The sequence below is a fragment of the Pseudomonas fakonensis genome (assembly GCF_019139895.1).
In the GTDB taxonomy this organism is placed as follows: Bacteria; Pseudomonadota; Gammaproteobacteria; order Pseudomonadales; family Pseudomonadaceae; genus Aquipseudomonas; species Aquipseudomonas fakonensis.
This window is the reverse complement of the sequence record NZ_CP077076.1, coordinates 5,590,902-5,608,893: the sequence shown is the minus strand read 5'-3', so window position 1 is coordinate 5,608,893 and position 17,992 is coordinate 5,590,902. Positions and strand designations below refer to the sequence as shown.

At 63.1% G+C, this 17,992-nt stretch carries 18 protein-coding genes; 12 read left to right on the top strand and 6 right to left on the bottom strand.

The window, feature by feature from the left end:
* Nucleotides 1-16: 16 nt before the first annotated feature.
* Nucleotides 17-1,252, bottom strand: a complete 1,236-nt coding sequence (locus tag KSS94_RS24730) for a cation:proton antiporter (RefSeq protein WP_217840650.1) — start codon at nucleotides 1,250-1,252, stop codon at nucleotides 17-19.
* A gap of 248 nt (nucleotides 1,253-1,500) precedes the next feature.
* Between KSS94_RS24730 and KSS94_RS24725 the strand changes: the two genes are divergently transcribed.
* Together KSS94_RS24725 and KSS94_RS24720 are read left to right on the top strand one after the other, a co-directional pair.
* On the top strand, nucleotides 1,501-2,334 hold the full coding sequence (locus KSS94_RS24725; protein WP_217840649.1) for an EamA family transporter: 834 nt from the start codon (nucleotides 1,501-1,503) through the stop codon (nucleotides 2,332-2,334).
* A 31-nt stretch (nucleotides 2,335-2,365) separates the two neighbouring features.
* Nucleotides 2,366-2,752: an MAPEG family protein gene (locus KSS94_RS24720; protein WP_217840648.1), complete on the top strand. Its 387-nt coding sequence runs from the start codon at nucleotides 2,366-2,368 to the stop codon at nucleotides 2,750-2,752.
* Nucleotides 2,753-2,791: 39 nt separating this feature from the next.
* Here KSS94_RS24720 and mltA read toward each other — a convergent pair whose 3' ends face one another.
* Nucleotides 2,792-3,943 (bottom strand): murein transglycosylase A, encoded by a 1,152-nt coding sequence (gene mltA, locus KSS94_RS24715; protein ID WP_217840647.1) that lies wholly within the window; start codon nucleotides 3,941-3,943, stop codon nucleotides 2,792-2,794.
* Between the two features lie 119 nt (nucleotides 3,944-4,062).
* Between mltA and KSS94_RS24710 the strand changes: the two genes are divergently transcribed.
* Nucleotides 4,063-4,509, top strand: coding sequence for a c-type cytochrome (locus tag KSS94_RS24710; protein WP_217840646.1), 447 nt, complete (start codon nucleotides 4,063-4,065; stop codon nucleotides 4,507-4,509).
* Nucleotides 4,510-4,605: 96 nt separating this feature from the next.
* Here the strand turns inward: KSS94_RS24710 and KSS94_RS24705 are convergent, their stop codons facing one another.
* From KSS94_RS24705 to KSS94_RS24690, 4 genes are all read right to left on the bottom strand, one after another.
* Nucleotides 4,606-5,001, bottom strand: a complete 396-nt coding sequence (locus tag KSS94_RS24705) for a DUF1090 domain-containing protein (protein WP_217840645.1) — start codon at nucleotides 4,999-5,001, stop codon at nucleotides 4,606-4,608.
* Between the two features lie 60 nt (nucleotides 5,002-5,061).
* Nucleotides 5,062-6,723: an NAD-dependent DNA ligase LigB gene (gene ligB, locus KSS94_RS24700; RefSeq protein ID WP_217840644.1), complete on the bottom strand. Its 1,662-nt coding sequence runs from the start codon at nucleotides 6,721-6,723 to the stop codon at nucleotides 5,062-5,064.
* A 147-nt stretch (nucleotides 6,724-6,870) separates the two neighbouring features.
* Nucleotides 6,871-8,061, bottom strand: coding sequence for a methionine adenosyltransferase (gene metK, locus KSS94_RS24695; RefSeq protein WP_217840643.1), 1,191 nt, complete (start codon nucleotides 8,059-8,061; stop codon nucleotides 6,871-6,873).
* Between the two features lie 18 nt (nucleotides 8,062-8,079).
* The gene (locus tag KSS94_RS24690) at nucleotides 8,080-9,072 is read right to left on the bottom strand and encodes an ArsR/SmtB family transcription factor (protein WP_217840642.1); all 993 of its coding nucleotides are present in this window, start codon (nucleotides 9,070-9,072) and stop codon (nucleotides 8,080-8,082) included.
* A gap of 249 nt (nucleotides 9,073-9,321) precedes the next feature.
* Here KSS94_RS24690 and tkt point away from each other — a divergent pair, with 249 nt between their 5' ends.
* The 9 genes from tkt (at nucleotide 9,322) to KSS94_RS24645 (ending at nucleotide 17,983) form a co-directional block, all read left to right on the top strand.
* Nucleotides 9,322-11,319 (top strand): transketolase, encoded by a 1,998-nt coding sequence (gene tkt / locus KSS94_RS24685; protein ID WP_217840641.1) that lies wholly within the window; start codon nucleotides 9,322-9,324, stop codon nucleotides 11,317-11,319.
* A gap of 190 nt (nucleotides 11,320-11,509) precedes the next feature.
* Entirely contained in the window at nucleotides 11,510-12,571 is a 1,062-nt protein-coding gene (epd, locus tag KSS94_RS24680) for an erythrose-4-phosphate dehydrogenase (RefSeq protein ID WP_217840640.1), read from the top strand.
* A 12-nt stretch (nucleotides 12,572-12,583) separates the two neighbouring features.
* A complete protein-coding gene (locus KSS94_RS24675) occupies nucleotides 12,584-13,747 on the top strand; it encodes a phosphoglycerate kinase (protein ID WP_217840639.1) in 1,164 nt (387 codons plus the stop codon).
* A gap of 32 nt (nucleotides 13,748-13,779) precedes the next feature.
* A complete protein-coding gene (locus KSS94_RS24670; protein WP_217840638.1) occupies nucleotides 13,780-13,998 on the top strand; it encodes a hypothetical protein in 219 nt (72 codons plus the stop codon).
* A gap of 154 nt (nucleotides 13,999-14,152) precedes the next feature.
* On the top strand, nucleotides 14,153-14,482 hold the full coding sequence (locus KSS94_RS24665) for an MliC family protein (RefSeq protein WP_217840637.1): 330 nt from the start codon (nucleotides 14,153-14,155) through the stop codon (nucleotides 14,480-14,482).
* A 100-nt stretch (nucleotides 14,483-14,582) separates the two neighbouring features.
* On the top strand, nucleotides 14,583-15,647 hold the full coding sequence (gene fba / locus KSS94_RS24660) for a class II fructose-bisphosphate aldolase (protein WP_008093958.1): 1,065 nt from the start codon (nucleotides 14,583-14,585) through the stop codon (nucleotides 15,645-15,647).
* Nucleotides 15,648-16,313: 666 nt separating this feature from the next.
* Nucleotides 16,314-17,063, top strand: coding sequence for a HalD/BesD family halogenase (locus KSS94_RS24655; RefSeq protein ID WP_217840636.1), 750 nt, complete (start codon nucleotides 16,314-16,316; stop codon nucleotides 17,061-17,063).
* A gap of 18 nt (nucleotides 17,064-17,081) precedes the next feature.
* Nucleotides 17,082-17,540, top strand: a complete 459-nt coding sequence (locus KSS94_RS24650; RefSeq protein ID WP_217840635.1) for a VOC family protein — start codon at nucleotides 17,082-17,084, stop codon at nucleotides 17,538-17,540.
* The gene (locus KSS94_RS24645; RefSeq protein ID WP_217840634.1) at nucleotides 17,537-17,983 is read left to right on the top strand and encodes a DUF3291 domain-containing protein; all 447 of its coding nucleotides are present in this window, start codon (nucleotides 17,537-17,539) and stop codon (nucleotides 17,981-17,983) included. The genes KSS94_RS24650 and KSS94_RS24645 overlap by 4 nt, the downstream gene beginning before the upstream one ends.
* Nucleotides 17,984-17,992 lie beyond the last annotated feature (9 nt).

Sequence of the window (17,992 nt, the reverse complement as noted above, 5' to 3'; positions counted from 1 at the left end):
GATTGCTTTATCAGGGTCAGGCCTGCTGGCTGACCCGGCGCACCACCTTGCCAATGGTCAAACCTTGCACCAGGATCGACGACAGCACCACGATGTAGGTGATCGACAGCAGCAGGTCACGTTCATCGCCCATCGGCAGCGACAGGGCCAGGGCTACCGAAACCCCGCCGCGCAGGCCACCCCAGGTCAGTACCCGTACCGTACCTTGCGGCACCGCGCGCCAGCGGCGCAGCAGCACGATGGCCGGGGCCACGGTCAGCAGGCGCGACAGCAGCACCGCTACCGCCAGTACGCCGCCCGCTGCCAGGTGCAGCCAGTTGAACGGCAGCAGCAACAGCTCCAGGCCGATCAGGGCGAACAGCAGGGCGTTGAGCATGTCGTCGATCAGCTCCCAGAAACCGTCCATGTAGCGACGGGTCATGTCGTTCATCGCCAGGTTACGCCCCAGGTTGCCGATGATCAGGCCGGCCACCACCATGGCGATCGGCGCCGACACGTGCAGTTCGTAGCACATGGCCGAACCGCCGATCACCAGCGCCAGGGTCAGCATCACCTCCACCTGGTACTGCTCGACGCTCTTGATCATGCGGTAGGTGGCGTAGCCGATCAGGCCGCCGAAAACCACGCCGCCAATGGCCTCGCGGGCGAACAGCACGGCGGTGTCGTAGGCGCTGGGGGTCTCGCCCAGCTGGATGATGCCCAGCAGTACGGTGAACACCACCACCGCAGTGCCGTCGTTGAACAGCGACTCACCGACGATGGTGGTCTTCAGTGGCTTGGGCGCGTTGGCGGTACGCAGCGCACCCAGCACGGCGATCGGGTCGGTGGGCGAGATCAGCGCGCCGAACAGCAGGCAATAGATCATCGGCACGTTCCAGCCGAACATCGCGAACACCCAGTGCGCCAGGTAGCCGATCACCACGGTGGCGATCAGCACGCCAAAGGTGGCCAGCAGGCCGATCGGCCAGCGGTAGCTGCGCAGGTCAGTCAGGTTGACGTGCAGGGCGCCGGCGAACAGCAGGAACGACAGCATCCAGTGCATCAGCAGGTCGTTGAAGTCGATCTGGTTCATCAGCCCTTCGACGCGCTCTTCAAGCCCGGGGAAGCCGATCAGGCTCAACCCCTGCAGAATCAGCGAGAACAACAGCGCCGTGACCATCACGCCGATGGCCGGCGGCAAGCCGATGAAGCGGTAGTTGACGTAGGTGAGGAGGGTGGTGAGGCAAATAAACGCGGCAACTAATTCAAGCATCCCGAATCCTGTGGCAGTGGCTTCCAAGTCGTTACCCGAATTGCTCGGGCAGTTCTTTGATGACCTGGCAGGCGGTTCGGGACACACCTTATGACCGGATTTCTGTAATTGGTTCACGGACGCTATCGCCGGCAAGCCGGCTCCTACAGGGATGGCGACTGTGCAAAACCTGTAGGAGCCGGCTTGCCGGCGATGAGGCCGGTACAGGATAGTGAAGCTCCCGAACTCCTGACCAAGGACCCCAAGGCGTGCTGGCAACCTCCCTCGTACTGGTCGCAGCCCTGCTGCACGCCACCTGGAACACCCTGATCAAGTTCAGCGCCGAGCGCCTGCTGGTGATCGCCAGCATGGACGTGGTGGCGCTGGTGTTCGCCGTGGCGGCGGTGGCCTTCACCGAGTTTCCGCCGGCCGAAATATGGCCCTGGCTGCTGGCCTCGGCCTTCGCCGAGCAGCTGTACCGCTTTTTGCTGATTCAGGCATACCGGGTCGGTGACCTGGGCCTGGTCTACCCGCTTATGCGCGGCCTGTCGCCATTGGTGGTGCTGGGCCTGACCCTGGCTTTCGCCGGCGAAACGCTGAGCAGCCAGCAGATCATCGGCATCCTGCTGATCCCCTGCGGCATGGCCTGCCTGCTATGGCAGGGCGGTGGCGGCGAGCGCCTGCCCTGGTCGATGCTGCCGGTGGTGGCGCTGATCGGCCTGTGCATCGGCTGCTACACCTGGTTCGACGGCCAGGCTGTGCGCCTGTGGGGCAAACCATGGGATTACCTGGTATGGCTGACCCTGCTCAGTGCCTGGCCGTTCCCGTTGCTGGCCAGCATTGCCCGGCGCGCGCCGTTCGTGCTGTTCTGGCGCACCCAGTGGAAGCTGGGCTTGGCGGTGGGCTTTTGCGTATTGTTCAGCTATGCCCTGGTGCTGTGGGCCATGCACCTGGGCTCGGTGGCCGAGGCGGCCGCACTGCGCGAGTTGAGCGTTATCCTGGTGGTGCTGCTGGGCATGCGCTACCTCAAAGAACCTTTTGGCGGGCCGAGACTCCTAGCTTGCGGGCTGGTACTGGCCGGCATGCTGGTGATGAAGCTCTGAACCTTTCCCCTGTGAACAAGGAGTCCTGATCATGACCGTCGCCCTGTGGTGCATCCTCATCGCTTTGTGCCTGCCGCCGCTGTGCGCCTTGATCGCCAAGGTGGCCAGCGGGCGTTTCGGCCTGCGCGACAACCACGACCCGCGGGCTTTCCTCGACACCCTGTCGGGCCTGCCGCGGCGCGCCCATGCGGCCCAGCAGAACGGCTACGAGGCGTTTCCGGCGTTTGCCGCGGCGGTGCTGGTGGCCGATATCGTCGGCAATGCCGAGCAGGTGACCCAGGATGTGCTGGGGGTGATGTACATCACCAGTCGGTTGCTGTTCATCATCTGCTACCTGGCTGACTGGGCGGCGTTGCGTTCGGTGGTGTGGTTCGTCGGGTTGGCGTTGATCGTGTCGTTCTTTGTGGTTTCGGTCTGATACCGAGCCGAACCAAGTTCCCTACAGGAGCGCGTGCTGTCACGGCACTTTGGGTACTTCAGGCAGCGCCTTGCCCTTGGGCCAGAGCATCCAGATCTGCCCCTGCTGCTTCATGTTGCCGGCCAGCTCGCCAGCCTCGGGGCCGGTGCCCCAGAACAGGTCGGCACGCACCTCGCCGGTAATCGCGCCGCCGGTGTCCTGGGCCCCTACTGGGCGTACCACCGGGCTGCCGTCCGGGCGGGTGGTGGCCAGCCACAACAGGCTGCCCAGGGGGATCACCTTGCGGTCGATGGCCACGCTGTAGCCGGCAGTCAGCGGCACGTTGAGCGAACCGCGCGGGCCTTCGTTGCTGTCCGGGCGGGTGCTGAAGAACACATAGCTGGGGTTGCTGGCCAGCAGCTCCGGCACCCGCTGCGGGTTGGCCATGGCCCAGGCGTGGATGCTGCCCATGGTCACGTCTTCCTTCTTCAACTGGCCCTGCTCCACCAGCCAGCGGCCGATGGGGCGGTAGGGGTGGCCGTTCTGGTCGGCATAGCCCAGGCGCAGTTGGCGCCCGCCGTCCAGTTGCACGCGCCCCGAGCCCTGGATCTGCAGGAACTGCAGGTCCATCGGGTCGGTCAGCCAGGCCAGTACCGGTGCCTTGGCACCTTCACGGTTGATCACCTCGGCGGTGTCGTAGGGCTTGAGCACCCGTCCCTCGATGCGCCCGCGCAGGCGCTTGCCCTTGAGCTCGGGGTACACGCTGGCCAGGTCCACCACGATCATGTCCTCGGGCACGCCGTATACCGGCACCTGGGCTGCGTCGGTGCGCTTGAGGCTGCCGGGGTAGACCGGCTCGTAGTAGCCGGTGATCAGGCCATTGGCGCTGTTCTCGGCCGAGCGCAGGCCGTGCACCTGCAGGTTCTGCTGCAAAAAGCCGCGCACTTGCACGGGGTCTGCCGGTACGCCGGCAGCAGCGCTGCAGGTATCGGCCCAGACCGGGTCGCGGCTGAGTTTTTCACAGCCGTTGCGCCAAGCCTGGAAGCCGGCCAACAGGTCGGCATCGCTCACCGTCGGCAGGTCCTGCCAGGTGGCGTCGGCGTAGGTGGCGATAGCGTGGGGCTCGGGCTTGGTGCTTTCGCCGCCGTTGCAGCCGGCCAGCAGGGCCAGGGTGGGCAGGGCCCAGGCGAGGTGGCGCAATGCAGATGTCATGGGTGCAGTCCTGTAGCGGGCGAACATGAAGATTCAGCCCTGTTTTTTGTATGGCTATTGGTCTTTGGCCGACGGGCGGTGATACTGGCCGCCCGATTGTGCTGGCCGAAGAGACCGTGATGTTCAAGCGATTGACCGTAGTACTGCTGGCTGCCCTGGCCCTGACCGCCTGCGACGGTGTCGACCCCAACTCGCCGTTGGGCCAGCGCAAGGCGATCTTCAAGGCGATGCTCAAGACCAGCGAAGACATGGGCGGCATGCTGCGTGGCCGGGTACCGTTCGACGGGGCGAAGTTCGCCGATGGCGCGGTGCAGCTCGATGCGCTGTCCCACCAGCCTTGGCAGCATTTTCCCCAGGTGCGCGACGAGGGCGACAGCAGTGCCCGGGCCGATGTCTGGGAGCGCCAGGCGCGCTTTCATGACCTGGCCCGGCAGCTGGAGGGCGTGACCGGCGAACTGGTTGACGCTACCCATACCCAGCCGCTGGATGCGGCGCAGCTCAAGGGGCCGATGGACAAGGTCGAGGCGGCGTGCAAGGCGTGTCATACGGAGTTTCGCAACCACTGAGCTTCGATATGCATCCCTGTAGCAGCGGCCTTGCCGGGGCTGCTGCGCAGCCCATCGCGACACAAGGCCGCTCCTACAGGCGCGTCGGCGCCGCCATCAGCGCTCGAGTTGATCGACTGCGTCCTGCAGCTCTTTCTTGGCCTCGGCCAGCTTGTCCTTGCGCTTGTTGATCTTCTCCGGGTCACCCTTTTTCATGGCTTTGTCCAGGTCCTTGGTGCGCTGGTTCACTTCGTGGCGGGCGTCGAGCACCTTCTGCTCGCGCTCCTTGCGCAGGCCGCTGTCGGTGCAGTGTTCGGTCACTTCGGCCAGGGCCTTTTCCAGCCCGGCCTGCTGGTCGGCGTTGCCATGGGCGCGGGCCTGTTCGATCTGCTCGCTGATGGCCTGGCGCTTGGCTGCGCAACCGGTCAGCGCCGGCTGTTCTTCGGCGGCCAGCAACGGGCCTGCAGCAAAGCCCAGCAGGGTGGACAAGGCAAGGGACGAAAGCAGTTTCATCGGTGGCTCCATTTCGGGGCAGGTCAGCAGAAAACGAAATGCTGCCCTGATCTGCGCAAATTAGAAACCCTCGATTTGCTGGTTGCGCAGGCGCAAGGCCAGGGCCTGGACCTGCTCGTGGTTGAAAAAGGCCACCAATTGGCCGGCCCGGGTGGGCCCAATGTCGGGTTCGGCAATCCATTGCTCGATGTTTCGCGAGGCAAGTTCGCCCCAGTCGGACCCCAGGGCAAGGCCGCTGGGCGCCGGTACACCCAATGCGCGCAGCCAGCGTTCGAAGGGTTGCTGGCGGCTTTGGGCAAAGCTTTGCAGCAGTTTTTCGGTGCGGGCCTGGCCGATGCCCGAGACCTCGTGCAGGTGTTCGTGGGTTAGCCCCAGCCAGTCATCCAGGCTGCTGACCAGGCCGCTTTGCACCAGGCTGCGCCAGGTCCCGGGCCCTAGGCCTGGCATACCCAGGCCTTGTTTGCCACCCAGCCAGGCCAACCTGGCGAGGAACTGCTCCTGGCAGCCCTCGCTGGCCTGCCAGCAACTGAGGGCGTGGTAATCGCCGGCTTGCGGGGCGGCCATTGCTGTGCGGTGCGGGCTACGGTGTACCACGCTTTCCAGCCGGGGGATGGTCAGGCCGGCCAGACTCACCGCCACCTGGTCCCCGGGGCGCACGTCCAGCGCCTGCCAGCGGGCCAGCGACCCCAGGCTGACCTGGCTGATGCGCCGGTCATCGAGCTGAATTGGCTGCAGATGCAGCAGTGGTGTGATACGCCCGGTGCGGCCGATGCGAAAGCGCACCTCGCGGACCTCGGCCAGGGCCTGGCTGAACGGGTGTTTCCAGGCGGCGAGCCAGTAGGGTGGCTGGGCCCGCCAGCGTGCGGCCGGCGGGCGACTGCCCTGGCGCAAAATCACTCCGTCGGTGGCGAAGGGCAGGGGCGTGCGATACCAGTGCTGGCGCCATTGCGCGGCCTGTTCGAGCGAGTCGATGGCCTCGCTGAAGCGCCGGCTGTCGGGGAAGCCCAGCGCCTCGAGCCCGGCCAGACGCTCGCCCTGGGTTGCCGGGCCGGCAGGCCAGTCCCAGACCAACAGGCCGATGCCGGCGGCCTCCGCCGGGCTCAATTGTTTGCGTGCCATCAGCCCGGCAACGATGCCGCGGGCGTTGCGGCTGCCGTCGGTGGCCTGCACGTGGTCTTCCAGGCGCCAGTACAGCTCGCCCTGGAACACCGCATCCAGGGCCTGCGGCAGCTGTTGCGGTATACGTTGCAGCAGCGGGATGTGCCGGCTCCAGTCGTGCCCCAAGGTGCCATCGCCGCGGCTGAGCAGTTGCTGCAGTCGGCCGTTGCGGTACACCAGTGATACCGCCACGCCATCCACCTTGGGCTGTATCCACACCCCCTGCTTGCCCTTAAGCCACTGGCCCACGGCGCTTTCATCGGCGAGCTTGGCAACGCCGGTATGCGCGAACGGGTGGGCAATGGTGCCGCCTGCGCTAGCCAGCGGGTTGTCCTGGCCTGGCAGCTCGAAGCAGCCCTGCAGGTGCTGCAGGCGCTGGCGGCTCTGGTCATAGAGCTCGTCAGCGACCAGCGCGATGCCCTGGCGGTGGTAGTGGTCGTCCCAACGGGCGAGGGTCTGGCGCAGTTGCGCGACTTCGTCGGCTGCACGTTGCGCGGGCCAGTCGGGGCAGGGTTCGGCATGGGCCAGGGGGGTGAACAGCATTAGCACTAACCAGTACGGCATGGCCGGGCATCCTTGCGGGGCGATGGGGAATGCTCAGCCTAGGCAGGGATGATCGATGGCGTGGCAGGCGCTTTGTCAGGTGATATTTCATGAAAAAAGCCCCTGCCGATTACTCGGCAGGGGCTTTCCTGTAGCGCTGTAGGAAGCTTACAGGCCGGCGGCGTCGCGCAGGGCGGCGGCGCGGTCGGTGCGTTCCCAGGTGAAGGTGGTGAAGGTGTCGTCACCCACGGTCTTTTGCTGCGGCTCGCGGCCGAAGTGGCCGTAGGCTGCGGTTTCCTGGTACATCGGGTGCAGCAGGTCGAGCATGGTGGTGATGGCGTACGGACGCAGGTCGAAGCACTCGCGCACCAGTTGGATGATCTTGTCGTCGGAAACCTTGCCGGTGCCGAAGGTGTTGATCGAGATGGAGGTCGGCTGGGCCACGCCGATGGCGTAGGACACCTGGATCTCGCAGCGCTCGGCAAGGCCGGCAGCAACGATGTTCTTGGCTACGTAACGGCCGGCGTAGGCTGCCGAACGGTCGACCTTGGACGGGTCCTTGCCGGAGAACGCGCCGCCACCGTGGCGAGCCATGCCGCCGTAGGAGTCGACGATGATCTTGCGGCCGGTCAGGCCGCAGTCGCCCACCGGGCCACCGATGATGAAGTTGCCGGTCGGGTTGATGTGGTACTGGGTGCCCTTGTGCAGCAGCTCGGCGGGCAGGGTGTGCTTGACGATCAGTTCCATCACCGCTTCCTGCAGGTCTTTGAGCGAGACCTCAGGGTTGTGCTGGGTCGACAGTACAACCGCGTCGATACCGACGACCTTGCCGTCTTCGTAGCGGCAGGTGACCTGCGACTTGGCATCCGGGCGCAGCCATGGCAGCAGGCCGGACTTACGCGCTTCGGCCTGGCGCTCGACCAGGCGGTGCGAGAAGCAGATCGGCGCAGGCATCAGCACTTCGGTTTCGTTGCTGGCGTAGCCGAACATCAGGCCCTGGTCACCGGCGCCCTGGTCTTCCGGCTTGGAGCGGTCGACGCCTTGGGCGATGTCCACCGACTGCTTGCCGATGATGTTCATCACGGCGCAAGTGGCGCCGTCGAAGCCGACGTCGGAGCTGTTGTAGCCGATGTCGATGATGACCTTGCGCACCAGGTCTTCCAGGTCGACCCAGGCCGAGGTGGTGACTTCGCCGGCGATGATGGCGACACCGGTCTTGACCAGGGTTTCACAGGCCACGCGGGCGTATTTGTCCTGGGCGATGATGGCGTCCAGTACCGCGTCGGAAATCTGGTCGGCGATCTTGTCCGGATGCCCTTCGGACACGGACTCGGAGGTGAAAAGGGAGTATTCGCTCATCTCGAGGGGTTCCTGAATTTACCGATGTTGTATGTCGCCAGTGGCCCGCAGGAAATGGCGAACCTGAATCTGGAAACCGTTACGCAAGCCCACGTAGAGGCTGTCTTGCGGGGACAGCCCCGCCGCTGTGGCCCAACGGGCCAGGTCTTCCTGTTCGAAACCAAGCCACAGGTCGCCGCACGCTTCGCGGGCCCACCCCTGGTCATGGCTGCACAGTTCGGTGACCAGCAGGCTGCCGCCCGCCTTCACCCGGGTGGCCAGCTGGCGCAGGGCCAGGGCCGGGTCGCTGAAATGGTGCAGGACCATGTTCAGCACCACGCAGTCGGCGTTTGCACCTGTTGCACCCAGTGCATCGGCCAACTGCAGATTTACGTTATGCAAATTTTCCCGCTCGCATACCTGGCGGGCCAGCTCGAGCATGGTCGGGCTGTTGTCCATGGCCGTGACCTGGGCAAAGCGTCGGGCCAGGTCCGGCAGAAAGCCGCCGTCGCCCGGGCCGACTTCCAGCGCGCAAGCCGAAGGCCCGAAGCTGAGCTTGTCGAGCAGCGCCAGCAGGCTTTCGCGGTACTGTGGCAGGCCGGCGATCAGGTCCTGCTGGGCGCGGAATTTTTCTTCCACACGCAGGAAGAAGTCCTGGCTGGTGGCGGCGCGGCGCTGCTGTACCTGGGCGATGCGTGCCAGCACGTCTTGCGCCAGGGCCAGTTCGTCGACTTCTTCGAGCAGCGCCGAATGCAGGCGCCCGCCCAGGCGCTGGCTGTCGGGCAGGGCGCGGCGGTAGAAGATCGCATTGCCTTCGCGGCGGGTGGCCACAAGCTCGGCCTGGGCCAGCACTTTCAGGTGATGGCTCATGCCGGACTGGCCGATGTCGAAGATCTGCGCCAGCTCCAGTACGCCGAACGAGTCGTTGGCCAGGGCGCGCAAAACGTTCAGGCGCAGCTCATCGCCACTGGCCTTGCACAGGGCGGCCAGTGCGTCGCTTTGCTGGGGAATCGAATGCGCACGCAGGTTCATGACGCGGCAGTCTAGTCAGGTGATGTTGCCTCTGCAAGGTCAATATCAAAAAGTTTTGATATTGACGATGAGCTGTAAGTTACAAGCCTCAAGCGGCAAGCAAAAAGACGCTCCGGGCGTGAACTGGCTTTCGCTTGCAGCTGAAAGCGTGCCGCTTGGCGCTTTAATGTTTGCCCCCGGCCCCCGCAGTGGGCGAAAATGGCCGCCTTTTTTCGTTTCACCACCTATTCAAGCCCCAGGAGATCAGCGATGCCCAGCCGTCGTGAACGTGCCAACGCCATTCGTGCCCTCAGCATGGATGCCGTGCAAAAGGCCAACAGCGGCCACCCAGGTGCCCCCATGGGCATGGCGGATATCGCCGAAGTGCTTTGGCGCGACTACCTGAAGCACAACCCGAGCAACCCGAGCTTCGCCGACCGTGACCGCTTCGTGCTGTCCAACGGCCACGGCTCGATGCTGATCTACTCGCTGCTGCACCTGACCGGCTACGACGTCACCATCGACGACCTCAAGGGCTTCCGTCAGCTGCACAGCCGCACCCCGGGCCACCCGGAATACGGCTACACCCCGGGCGTCGAGACCACCACCGGCCCGCTCGGCCAGGGTATCGCCAACGCCGTGGGCTTTGCCCTGGCCGAAAAAGTGCTGGCTGCCCAGTTCAACCGTGATGGCCACAACATCGTCGACCACAACACCTACGTGTTCCTGGGCGATGGCTGCATGATGGAAGGCATTTCCCACGAAGTCGCCTCGCTGGCCGGCACCCTGGGCCTGAACAAGCTGGTCGCCTTCTACGACGACAACGGCATCTCCATCGACGGTGAAGTGCACGGCTGGTTCACCGACAACACCCCGGCGCGTTTCGAGGCCTATAACTGGCTGGTGATCCGCAACGTCAACGGCCACGATGCCGACGAGATCAAGACCGCCATCGAGACTGCGCGCAAGAGCGACCGTCCGACCCTGATCTGCTGCAAGACCATCATTGGTTTCGGTTCGCCGAACAAGCAGGGCAAAGAAGACTGCCACGGTGCACCGCTGGGCAACGACGAGATCGCCCTGGCCCGCAAAGAGCTGAACTGGAACCACGGCCCGTTCGAAATCCCCGCCGACATCTACGCCGAATGGGATGCCAAGGCCGCCGGTGCCAAGGCAGAAGCCGACTGGAACCAACGCTTCGACGCCTACGCCAAGGCCTACCCGGAGCTGGCTGCCGAATTCAAGCGCCGCGCCGCCGGTGACCTGCCAGCCGACTTCAGCGAGAAGGCCCAGGCCTACATCAACGAAGTGGCCGCCAAGGGCGAGACCATCGCCAGCCGCAAGGCCAGCCAGAACACCCTGAACGCCTTCGGCCCGCTGCTGCCTGAGTTCCTCGGCGGCTCTGCGGACCTGGCCGGTTCCAACCTGACCCTGTGGAAAGGCTGCAAGGGCGTCGAAGCCAATGATGCCAGCGGCAACTACGTGTTCTACGGCGTGCGCGAGTTCGGCATGACCGCCATCATGAACGGCGTCGCCCTGCACGGCGGCCTGGTACCTTACGGCGCCACCTTCCTGATGTTCATGGAATACGCCCGCAACGCAGTGCGCATGTCGGCACTGATGAAGCAGCGCGTGATCCATGTCTACACCCACGACTCCATCGGCCTGGGTGAAGACGGCCCGACCCACCAGCCGATCGAGCAGCTGACCAGCCTGCGCAGCACCCCGAACCTGGACACCTGGCGCCCGGCCGACGCGGTGGAGTCCGCCGTGTCCTGGAAGTACGCCCTGGAGCGCAAGGACGGCCCTTCGGCGCTGATCTTCTCGCGCCAGAACCTGCAGCACCAGGACCGCGATGCCCAGCAGATCGCCGATATCGCCCGCGGCGGTTACGTGCTCAAGGATTGCGCCGGCGAGCCTGAGCTGATCCTGATCGCCACCGGCTCCGAAGTGGGCCTGGCGGTGCAGGCGTTCGACAAACTGAGCGAGCAGGGCCGCAAGGTCCGCGTCGTGTCGATGCCGAGCACCAGCGTGTTCGATGCCCAGGACGCTGCGTACAAGCAGTCGGTACTGCCGCTGCAAGTGGGTGCGCGCATCGCCATCGAAGCTGCCCACGCCGACTTCTGGTACAAGTACGTCGGCCTCGAAGGCCGCGTCATCGGCATGACCACCTACGGCGAGTCGGCCCCGGCCCCTGCGCTGTTCGAGGAATTCGGCTTCACCCTGGACAACATCCTGGGTACCGCTGAAGAGCTGCTGGAAGACTGATGTAAAAGTGAAGGGTGGTGACGCCCTTCATGTCGTGCAAGGGGAGGGCTTCGCCCTCCATCGCGACACAAGGCCGCTCCTACAGGTATTGCGCAGGCCCGAGACCTTCGCGATATCTGTAGGAGCGGCCTTGTGTCGCGATGGGCCGCAACGCGGCCCCAACAGCCATCATGCGTTCGTGAGACCTCTGATGCCCCACCCGCGTCCCTACAAAGTTGCACTCAACGGTTACGGCCGCATCGGCCGCTGTGTCCTGCGCGCACTGTTCGAGCGGGGCGCGCAGGCCGGTTTCGAGATCGTCGCGCTGAACGACCTGGCCGACCAGGCCAGCATCGAATACCTGACACGCTTCGACTCCACCCACGGGCGTTTCCCCGGCGAGGTGAAGGTCGACGGCGATTGTCTGCACATCAATGGCGACTGCGTGAAAGTGCTGCGCAGCGCCACCCCCGAGGGCGTCGACTGGGCGGCCCTGGACATCGACCTGGTGCTGGAGTGCTCCGGCGCCTACAACACCCGCGCCGAGGGCCAGCGCTTTCTCGATGCCGGCGCGCCGCGGGTGCTGTTTTCCCAGCCCATGGCCAGCGAGGCCGACGTCGATGCCACCGTGGTCTACGGCATCAACCAGGCTTGCCTGAGTGGCGAGGAGCGCCTGGTGTCCAACGCCTCCTGCACCACCAACTGCGGCGTGCCGCTGCTGCGGGTGCTGGACCAGGCGTTCGGCATCGAGTACGTGCAGATCACCACCATCCACTCGGCGATGAACGACCAGCCGGTGATCGATGCCTATCACCACGAAGACCTGCGCCGCACCCGTTCGGCGTTCCAGTCGGTGATCCCGGTGTCCACCGGCCTTGCCCGCGGTATCGAGCGCCTGCTCCCGGAACTTGCCGGGCGAATCCAGGCCAAAGCCGTACGCGTGCCGACCGTCAACGTCTCGTGCCTGGACATCACCCTGCAGACCGCCCGCGACACCAGTGCCGCCGAGGTCAACCAGGTACTGCGCGAGGCCGCGCTGGACGGCCCGCTCAAAGGCTTGCTGGCCTACACCGAGCTGCCCCACGCCAGCTGTGATTTCAACCATGACCCGCATTCGGCCATCGTCGATGCCAGCCAGACCCGCGTTTCCGGCCCCCGCCTGGTGAACCTGCTGGCCTGGTTCGACAACGAATGGGGGTTCGCCAACCGTATGCTCGACGTTGCCCAGCATTACCTGCACGTCGTAAACCCTACCCGCAGCAAACAGCCCTGAAGGACTGCATTCATGACCGTGTTGAAGATGACCGACCTCGACCTGCAAGGTAAGCGCGTACTGATCCGCGAAGACCTCAACGTACCTGTGAAGGACGCTGTGGTAACCAGCGACGCGCGTATTCTGGCAGCGCTGCCGACCATCAAGCTGGCCCTGGAAAAGGGCGCGGCGGTAATGGTCTGCTCGCACCTGGGCCGCCCGACCGAAGGCGAATTCTCTGCCGAAAACAGCCTCAAGCCGGTCGCCGACTACCTGAGCAAGGCCCTGGGCCGCGACGTACCGCTGGTGGCCGACTACCTGGGCGGTGTCGAGGTCAAGGCCGGTGACCTGGTGCTGTTCGAGAACGTGCGCTTCAACAAGGGCGAGAAAAAGAACAGCGACGAGCTGGCGCAGCAGTACGCGGCCCTGTGCGACGTGTTCGTGATGGACGCCTTCGGCACCGCCCACCGCGCCGAGGGTTCCACCCATGGCGTGGCCAAGTTCGCCAAAGTCGCCGCTGCAGGCCCGCTGCTGGCCGCCGAGCTGGACGCCCTGGGCAAGGCCCTGAAGGCCCCGGCCAAGCCGATGGCCGCCATCGTCGCCGGCTCCAAGGTATCGACCAAGCTGGACGTACTGAACAGCCTGAGCTCGGTGTGCGACCAGCTGATCGTCGGTGGCGGCATCGCCAACACCTTCCTCGCCGCTGCCGGCCACCCGGTCGGCAAGTCGCTGTACGAGCCTGACCTGGTCGAGACCGCCAAGGCCATCGCCGCCAAGGTCAGCGTGCCGCTGCCGGTGGACGTTGTGGTTGCCAAGGAATTCGCCGAAAGCGCTGAAGCCACGGTCAAGGCCATCGCCGACGTGGCGGCCGACGACATGATTCTGGACATCGGCCCGCAAACCGCCGCCAACTTCGCCGAGCTGCTGAAGTCGTCGAAGACCATCCTGTGGAACGGCCCGGTCGGCGTGTTCGAGTTCGACCAGTTCGGCAACGGCACCAAAGTGCTGGCCAAGGCCATCGCCGACAGTGCGGCGTTCTCCATCGCCGGCGGTGGCGACACCCTGGCGGCCATCGACAAGTATGGCGTGAGCAAGGATATCTCCTACATTTCTACCGGTGGCGGCGCCTTCCTCGAGTTCGTCGAAGGCAAGGTGCTGCCGGCCGTGGCGATCCTGGAAGAGCGGGCAAAAGCCTGACAAGGGCGGCGCCTGGCAAAGGGAGCGACCTGATGGTCAAGCAATTGCCTGTGATGATCGTGGCCTTGTTGCTGGGCGCCTGTTCCAGCCACAAGGGCGCCGACGGCGAACCGTCGCAGCCGCCCAAGGGCGGTTGCTACCAATCGCAGTGGCAGGCCGAGACGGCCCCGGTGATCAACAAGCGCCTGGGCCCGGACGGCCTGGAAAAGTATGACGACGAACACCAGCGCAAGGCCCCCGGCTGCCCTTGATCGGGCCCAGGGCAACCTAACGCAGGTTTTGTGGTCTTGGACATTGGGGCCGTGTTGCGGCCCATCGCCGGCAAGCCGGCTCCTACACGCGATTTGTGCAGGAGCCGGCTTGCCGGCGATGGGCTGCAAAGCAGCCCGCAACGAGGTTTAACGGATGAAAGCACTACTGGCCCTGATGGCCCTGGCAACCCTGGCGGGCTGCTCGCTGCTGCAACCCGCCAAGCCCGCCCCGGCGGACAACTGGACCCGCTGGGTCTGCGACAGCCAGGCCGAGGTGCTGTGGCGCTTCGCCGACGCCAAACAGGACACGGTCGACGTGCGCCTGGGTGGTGGCGACCAGGTCTACCGGCTCAAGGCCGAGCCGGGCGCCTCGGGCGCGCTGTACAGCGATGGCGTGCTGGCCTTCCACACCAAGGGCGAGGAAGGCCTGGTGTACTGGGTAGCGACCGACGATCTGATTGGGCGGGGCTGCAAGGCACCGTGACTGGCCGGGCCGCCGCGGTGGCCCACACTACTTGAACAGCAACCGCCCCTGCGGCAGGCTTGCATGAAACAAACGACGCTTGTCGGGAGAGAGATACACAATGGCACTCATTAGCATGCGCCAGATGCTGGACCACGCCGCCGAGTTCGGTTACGGCGTTCCGGCTTTCAACGTCAACAACCTCGAGCAGATGCGCGCCATCATGGAAGCGGCTGACAAGACCGACTCCCCGGTGATCGTCCAGGCTTCGGCCGGCGCCCGCAAATACGCCGGTGCCCCGTTCCTGCGCCACCTGATCCTGGCCGCCATCGAAGAATTCCCGCACATCCCGGTGTGCATGCACCAGGACCACGGCACCAGCCCTGACGTGTGCCAGCGCTCCATCCAGCTGGGCTTCAGCTCGGTGATGATGGACGGCTCGCTGGGCGAAGACGGCAAGACCCCGACCGACTACGAGTACAACGTGCGCGTGACCCAGCAGACCGTGGCCATGGCCCACGCCTGCGGCGTTTCGGTAGAAGGCGAGCTGGGTTGCCTGGGTTCGCTGGAAACCGGCATGGCCGGCGAAGAAGACGGCATCGGCGCCGAAGGCGTGCTGGACCACAGCCAGATGCTGACCGACCCGGAAGAAGCCGCCGATTTCGTCAAGAAGACCCAGGTCGACGCCCTGGCCATCGCCATCGGCACCAGCCACGGCGCCTACAAGTTCACCAAGCCGCCTACCGGCGACGTGCTGGCGATCGACCGCATCAAGGAAATCCACAAGCGCATCCCCAACACCCACCTGGTGATGCACGGTTCTTCCTCGGTGCCGCAAGAGTGGCTGGCGATCATCAACCAGTACGGCGGTGACATCAAAGAAACCTACGGCGTACCGGTTGAAGAAATCGTCGAAGGCATCAAGCACGGCGTGCGCAAGGTCAACATCGACACCGACCTGCGCCTGGCCTCCACCGGTGCCATGCGTCGCCTGATGGCGCAGAACCCGAGCGAGTTCGACCCGCGCAAGTTCTTCGGTGAAACCGTCAAGGCCATGCGCGACGTGTGCATCGCCCGCTACGAAGCCTTCGGCACCGCCGGCAACGCCTCGAAGATCAAGCCGATCTCCCTGGAAGGGATGTTCCAGCGTTACCTGAAAGGCGAACTGGCTGCCAAGGTCAACTGACTCAGGCTTAGTCGCACGAAAAAACCCGCAGAGATGCGGGTTTTTTTGTGCCCGCGTTAACGCTTCCGTGCGCGAGAGATCATGGGCCAAGCGGGTAGGCGTCAGGCGAGGCCACCGCAAGTGGTGTTTAACCGTGCCATCAAGACCCGTACAGGTTATGCCTCCAACAGGGCGTGGTTTCTTCAGTACCTCACGCCACTCATCGATCCTTTAGTTGACGGTTCTCCTCTAAGCAGAAGCACTCACCAAGCTACCTAAGTATCCCGTGCCCATGTGACCTCGAAACTGTGGTGCGACTCGGGCGGATCTCGAGATTGGATACGAACTACTGGCTTAGCCGCCTTACCCGAACTGCCTTGTACTGCATCGTGCGCGTGGTGGTGCGAGAGAGCGGCGGGTGAGTGAGTACCCGCCTATCTACTCGATCTTGGCCATCCCGTAGCCAAGCAGCCAAGGTTGAGTACTTGCACTTAGTCTCGACTTGGAACCTTAGGGAAACGCAGCCGTGTGATGAGTAATTTAAGAAGCTCGCTATTTTTCAGGAGGGGATTACATGGCCTGAGGAATGAGAGCAAGTCGGGATGGGGGATATATTCGCGCATGTCAAATGATTAGGATTCTAGTGTGTCAGCAAAAACCTAATCCTTGATAAGCATGGAGTGTCAAATGTTAGAGAATGTTACTTTTGAATCAGGTCGGGGTATGGGTCCAGATGTATTGGAGTCAGATCCATTCGTAGGTCGTGACTTTTTTTGGGAGCAGCATCGGTTTGCCAGGGATGGTTACTTGAAAATTAATCACCTGATTGATCCTCTGGTTCGTGATCGTATTTCTGATGATGTAAAGTACTTGCTGGCTAATTTTGCTAAGCGGCGTGACTTCTTGATTGAGTCTACTGGTAATACACCGCGCTATCTGAGTAATGTTCCACAGGAAAGTATCGAAAATCATGGGCGATATATTCCGCGTGCTTACAAGTCTCGTTATTTGATGAGTTTAATTGGTCATATCGTACAGGAGGAGGTCATTCCTACTCCTTGGAAGTGGGATAATTACATAATTAATAGCCAGCACAAGTCGGGTGATACGCATGGTTGGCATTGGGGTGACTACCCCTACACGATTATCTGGATCGTTGAAGCACCAGCACTTGAGGCCGGTGGTTTGCTAGAGTGCGTGCCGCACACCAATTGGGACAAGCAAAATCCGCGCGTGGAAGATCTGTTGGTAGAGAACAAAATAGATTCGTACTTTCATCTCGCCGGCGATGTTTATCTGCTCAAGGCTGATACCACCCTGCATCGCGTAAAACCGCTGACACAAGATGTCTCTCGCATCATTCTCAATACCACCTGGGAAAGAGCGAGAGACAAAGACCGAAAGGTCGAGCATGAAACCTTCGTTTTTCGTGATTGATTATCGAGGGTGTTGTGTATGTCAAAAGTTAAGTATGCACACACTAATCTGATCACTGCCGACTGGAAGAAGATCGCCAAATTTTATATTGATGTATTTGGCTGTACTCCACTCGGCCCTGTACGCAGGCTCTCAGGGCAAACTGTGGCAGACGGTACCGGCTTGGTCGAACCGGAAATTGAAGGGGTTCATCTTCGGTTTCCTGGTTACGAGGAGGATGGTCCGACGCTGGAAGTGTTCCAGTACCTTGTTGTTCGTGATGAAACGGAAAGATTTGCAAATTCACGTGGTTTCACGCACATCGCTTTTGAAGTTTCAGATCTGGATTCGATATGCGCCAAGGTGATCAGCGCAGGCGGATGGCTTCTTGGGAAATTGGCGAGGCAGCCTGTTGCGGGCGTAGGGGTCTGCACTTTTGTATATGTACGAGACCCTGATCGAAACATTATCGAAGTCCAAAAGTGGGAGGAAATATGAACCGGAGACTTGCACAGTTCGATCTGGTGAAACCCAAATTTCCCAAGGAGGATTCAAGGATGGAAGAGTTCTATGCCTCGACCGGCTATGTGAACGGTCTGGCGGAGCAGCATCCGGGATTTATCTGGCGTGAGACCGAAGAGAACCAGCAGTTGTTGGATCAGTTGTGGGGCGAGGGCTATCTCTACACGCTCTCACTCTGGAAGGATGTTGAATCGCTCAAGGCCTTTCTCTACGAAACCCCGCACAAGACTTTCATGCAGCGTGGAAGGGAATGGTTTGATTCCGTATCACGACCCCGGGTGGTGCTGTGGTGGGTCGAGGACGGCCATATCCCTAGCCTGCGTGAAGCACATTCAAGACTTACACACCTTTACGAGGTGGGACCGTCATATGAAGCTTTCGACCTTCATTCCAGCGAACTGCCGACTGTTCTGTATTGAGGAGGGGAG

Coding starts and splice junctions, on each gene's coding strand:
- KSS94_RS24655 (WP_217840636.1), top strand. CDS start 16,314: ATGTTAGAGAATGTTACTTTTGAATCAGGTCGGGGTATGGGTCCAGAT.
- ligB (WP_217840644.1), bottom strand. CDS start 6,723: ATGCCGTACTGGTTAGTGCTAATGCTGTTCACCCCCCTGGCCCATGCC.
- KSS94_RS24720 (WP_217840648.1), top strand. CDS start 2,366: ATGACCGTCGCCCTGTGGTGCATCCTCATCGCTTTGTGCCTGCCGCCG.
- KSS94_RS24665 (WP_217840637.1), top strand. CDS start 14,153: ATGAAAGCACTACTGGCCCTGATGGCCCTGGCAACCCTGGCGGGCTGC.
- epd (WP_217840640.1), top strand. CDS start 11,510: ATGCCCCACCCGCGTCCCTACAAAGTTGCACTCAACGGTTACGGCCGC.
- KSS94_RS24650 (WP_217840635.1), top strand. CDS start 17,082: ATGTCAAAAGTTAAGTATGCACACACTAATCTGATCACTGCCGACTGG.
- mltA (WP_217840647.1), bottom strand. CDS start 3,943: ATGACATCTGCATTGCGCCACCTCGCCTGGGCCCTGCCCACCCTGGCC.
- KSS94_RS24645 (WP_217840634.1), top strand. CDS start 17,537: ATGAACCGGAGACTTGCACAGTTCGATCTGGTGAAACCCAAATTTCCC.
- KSS94_RS24705 (WP_217840645.1), bottom strand. CDS start 5,001: ATGAAACTGCTTTCGTCCCTTGCCTTGTCCACCCTGCTGGGCTTTGCT.
- KSS94_RS24670 (WP_217840638.1), top strand. CDS start 13,780: ATGGTCAAGCAATTGCCTGTGATGATCGTGGCCTTGTTGCTGGGCGCC.
- KSS94_RS24675 (WP_217840639.1), top strand. CDS start 12,584: ATGACCGTGTTGAAGATGACCGACCTCGACCTGCAAGGTAAGCGCGTA.
- tkt (WP_217840641.1), top strand. CDS start 9,322: ATGCCCAGCCGTCGTGAACGTGCCAACGCCATTCGTGCCCTCAGCATG.
- KSS94_RS24690 (WP_217840642.1), bottom strand. CDS start 9,072: ATGAACCTGCGTGCGCATTCGATTCCCCAGCAAAGCGACGCACTGGCC.
- KSS94_RS24730 (WP_217840650.1), bottom strand. CDS start 1,252: ATGCTTGAATTAGTTGCCGCGTTTATTTGCCTCACCACCCTCCTCACC.
- metK (WP_217840643.1), bottom strand. CDS start 8,061: ATGAGCGAATACTCCCTTTTCACCTCCGAGTCCGTGTCCGAAGGGCAT.
- fba (WP_008093958.1), top strand. CDS start 14,583: ATGGCACTCATTAGCATGCGCCAGATGCTGGACCACGCCGCCGAGTTC.
- KSS94_RS24710 (WP_217840646.1), top strand. CDS start 4,063: ATGTTCAAGCGATTGACCGTAGTACTGCTGGCTGCCCTGGCCCTGACC.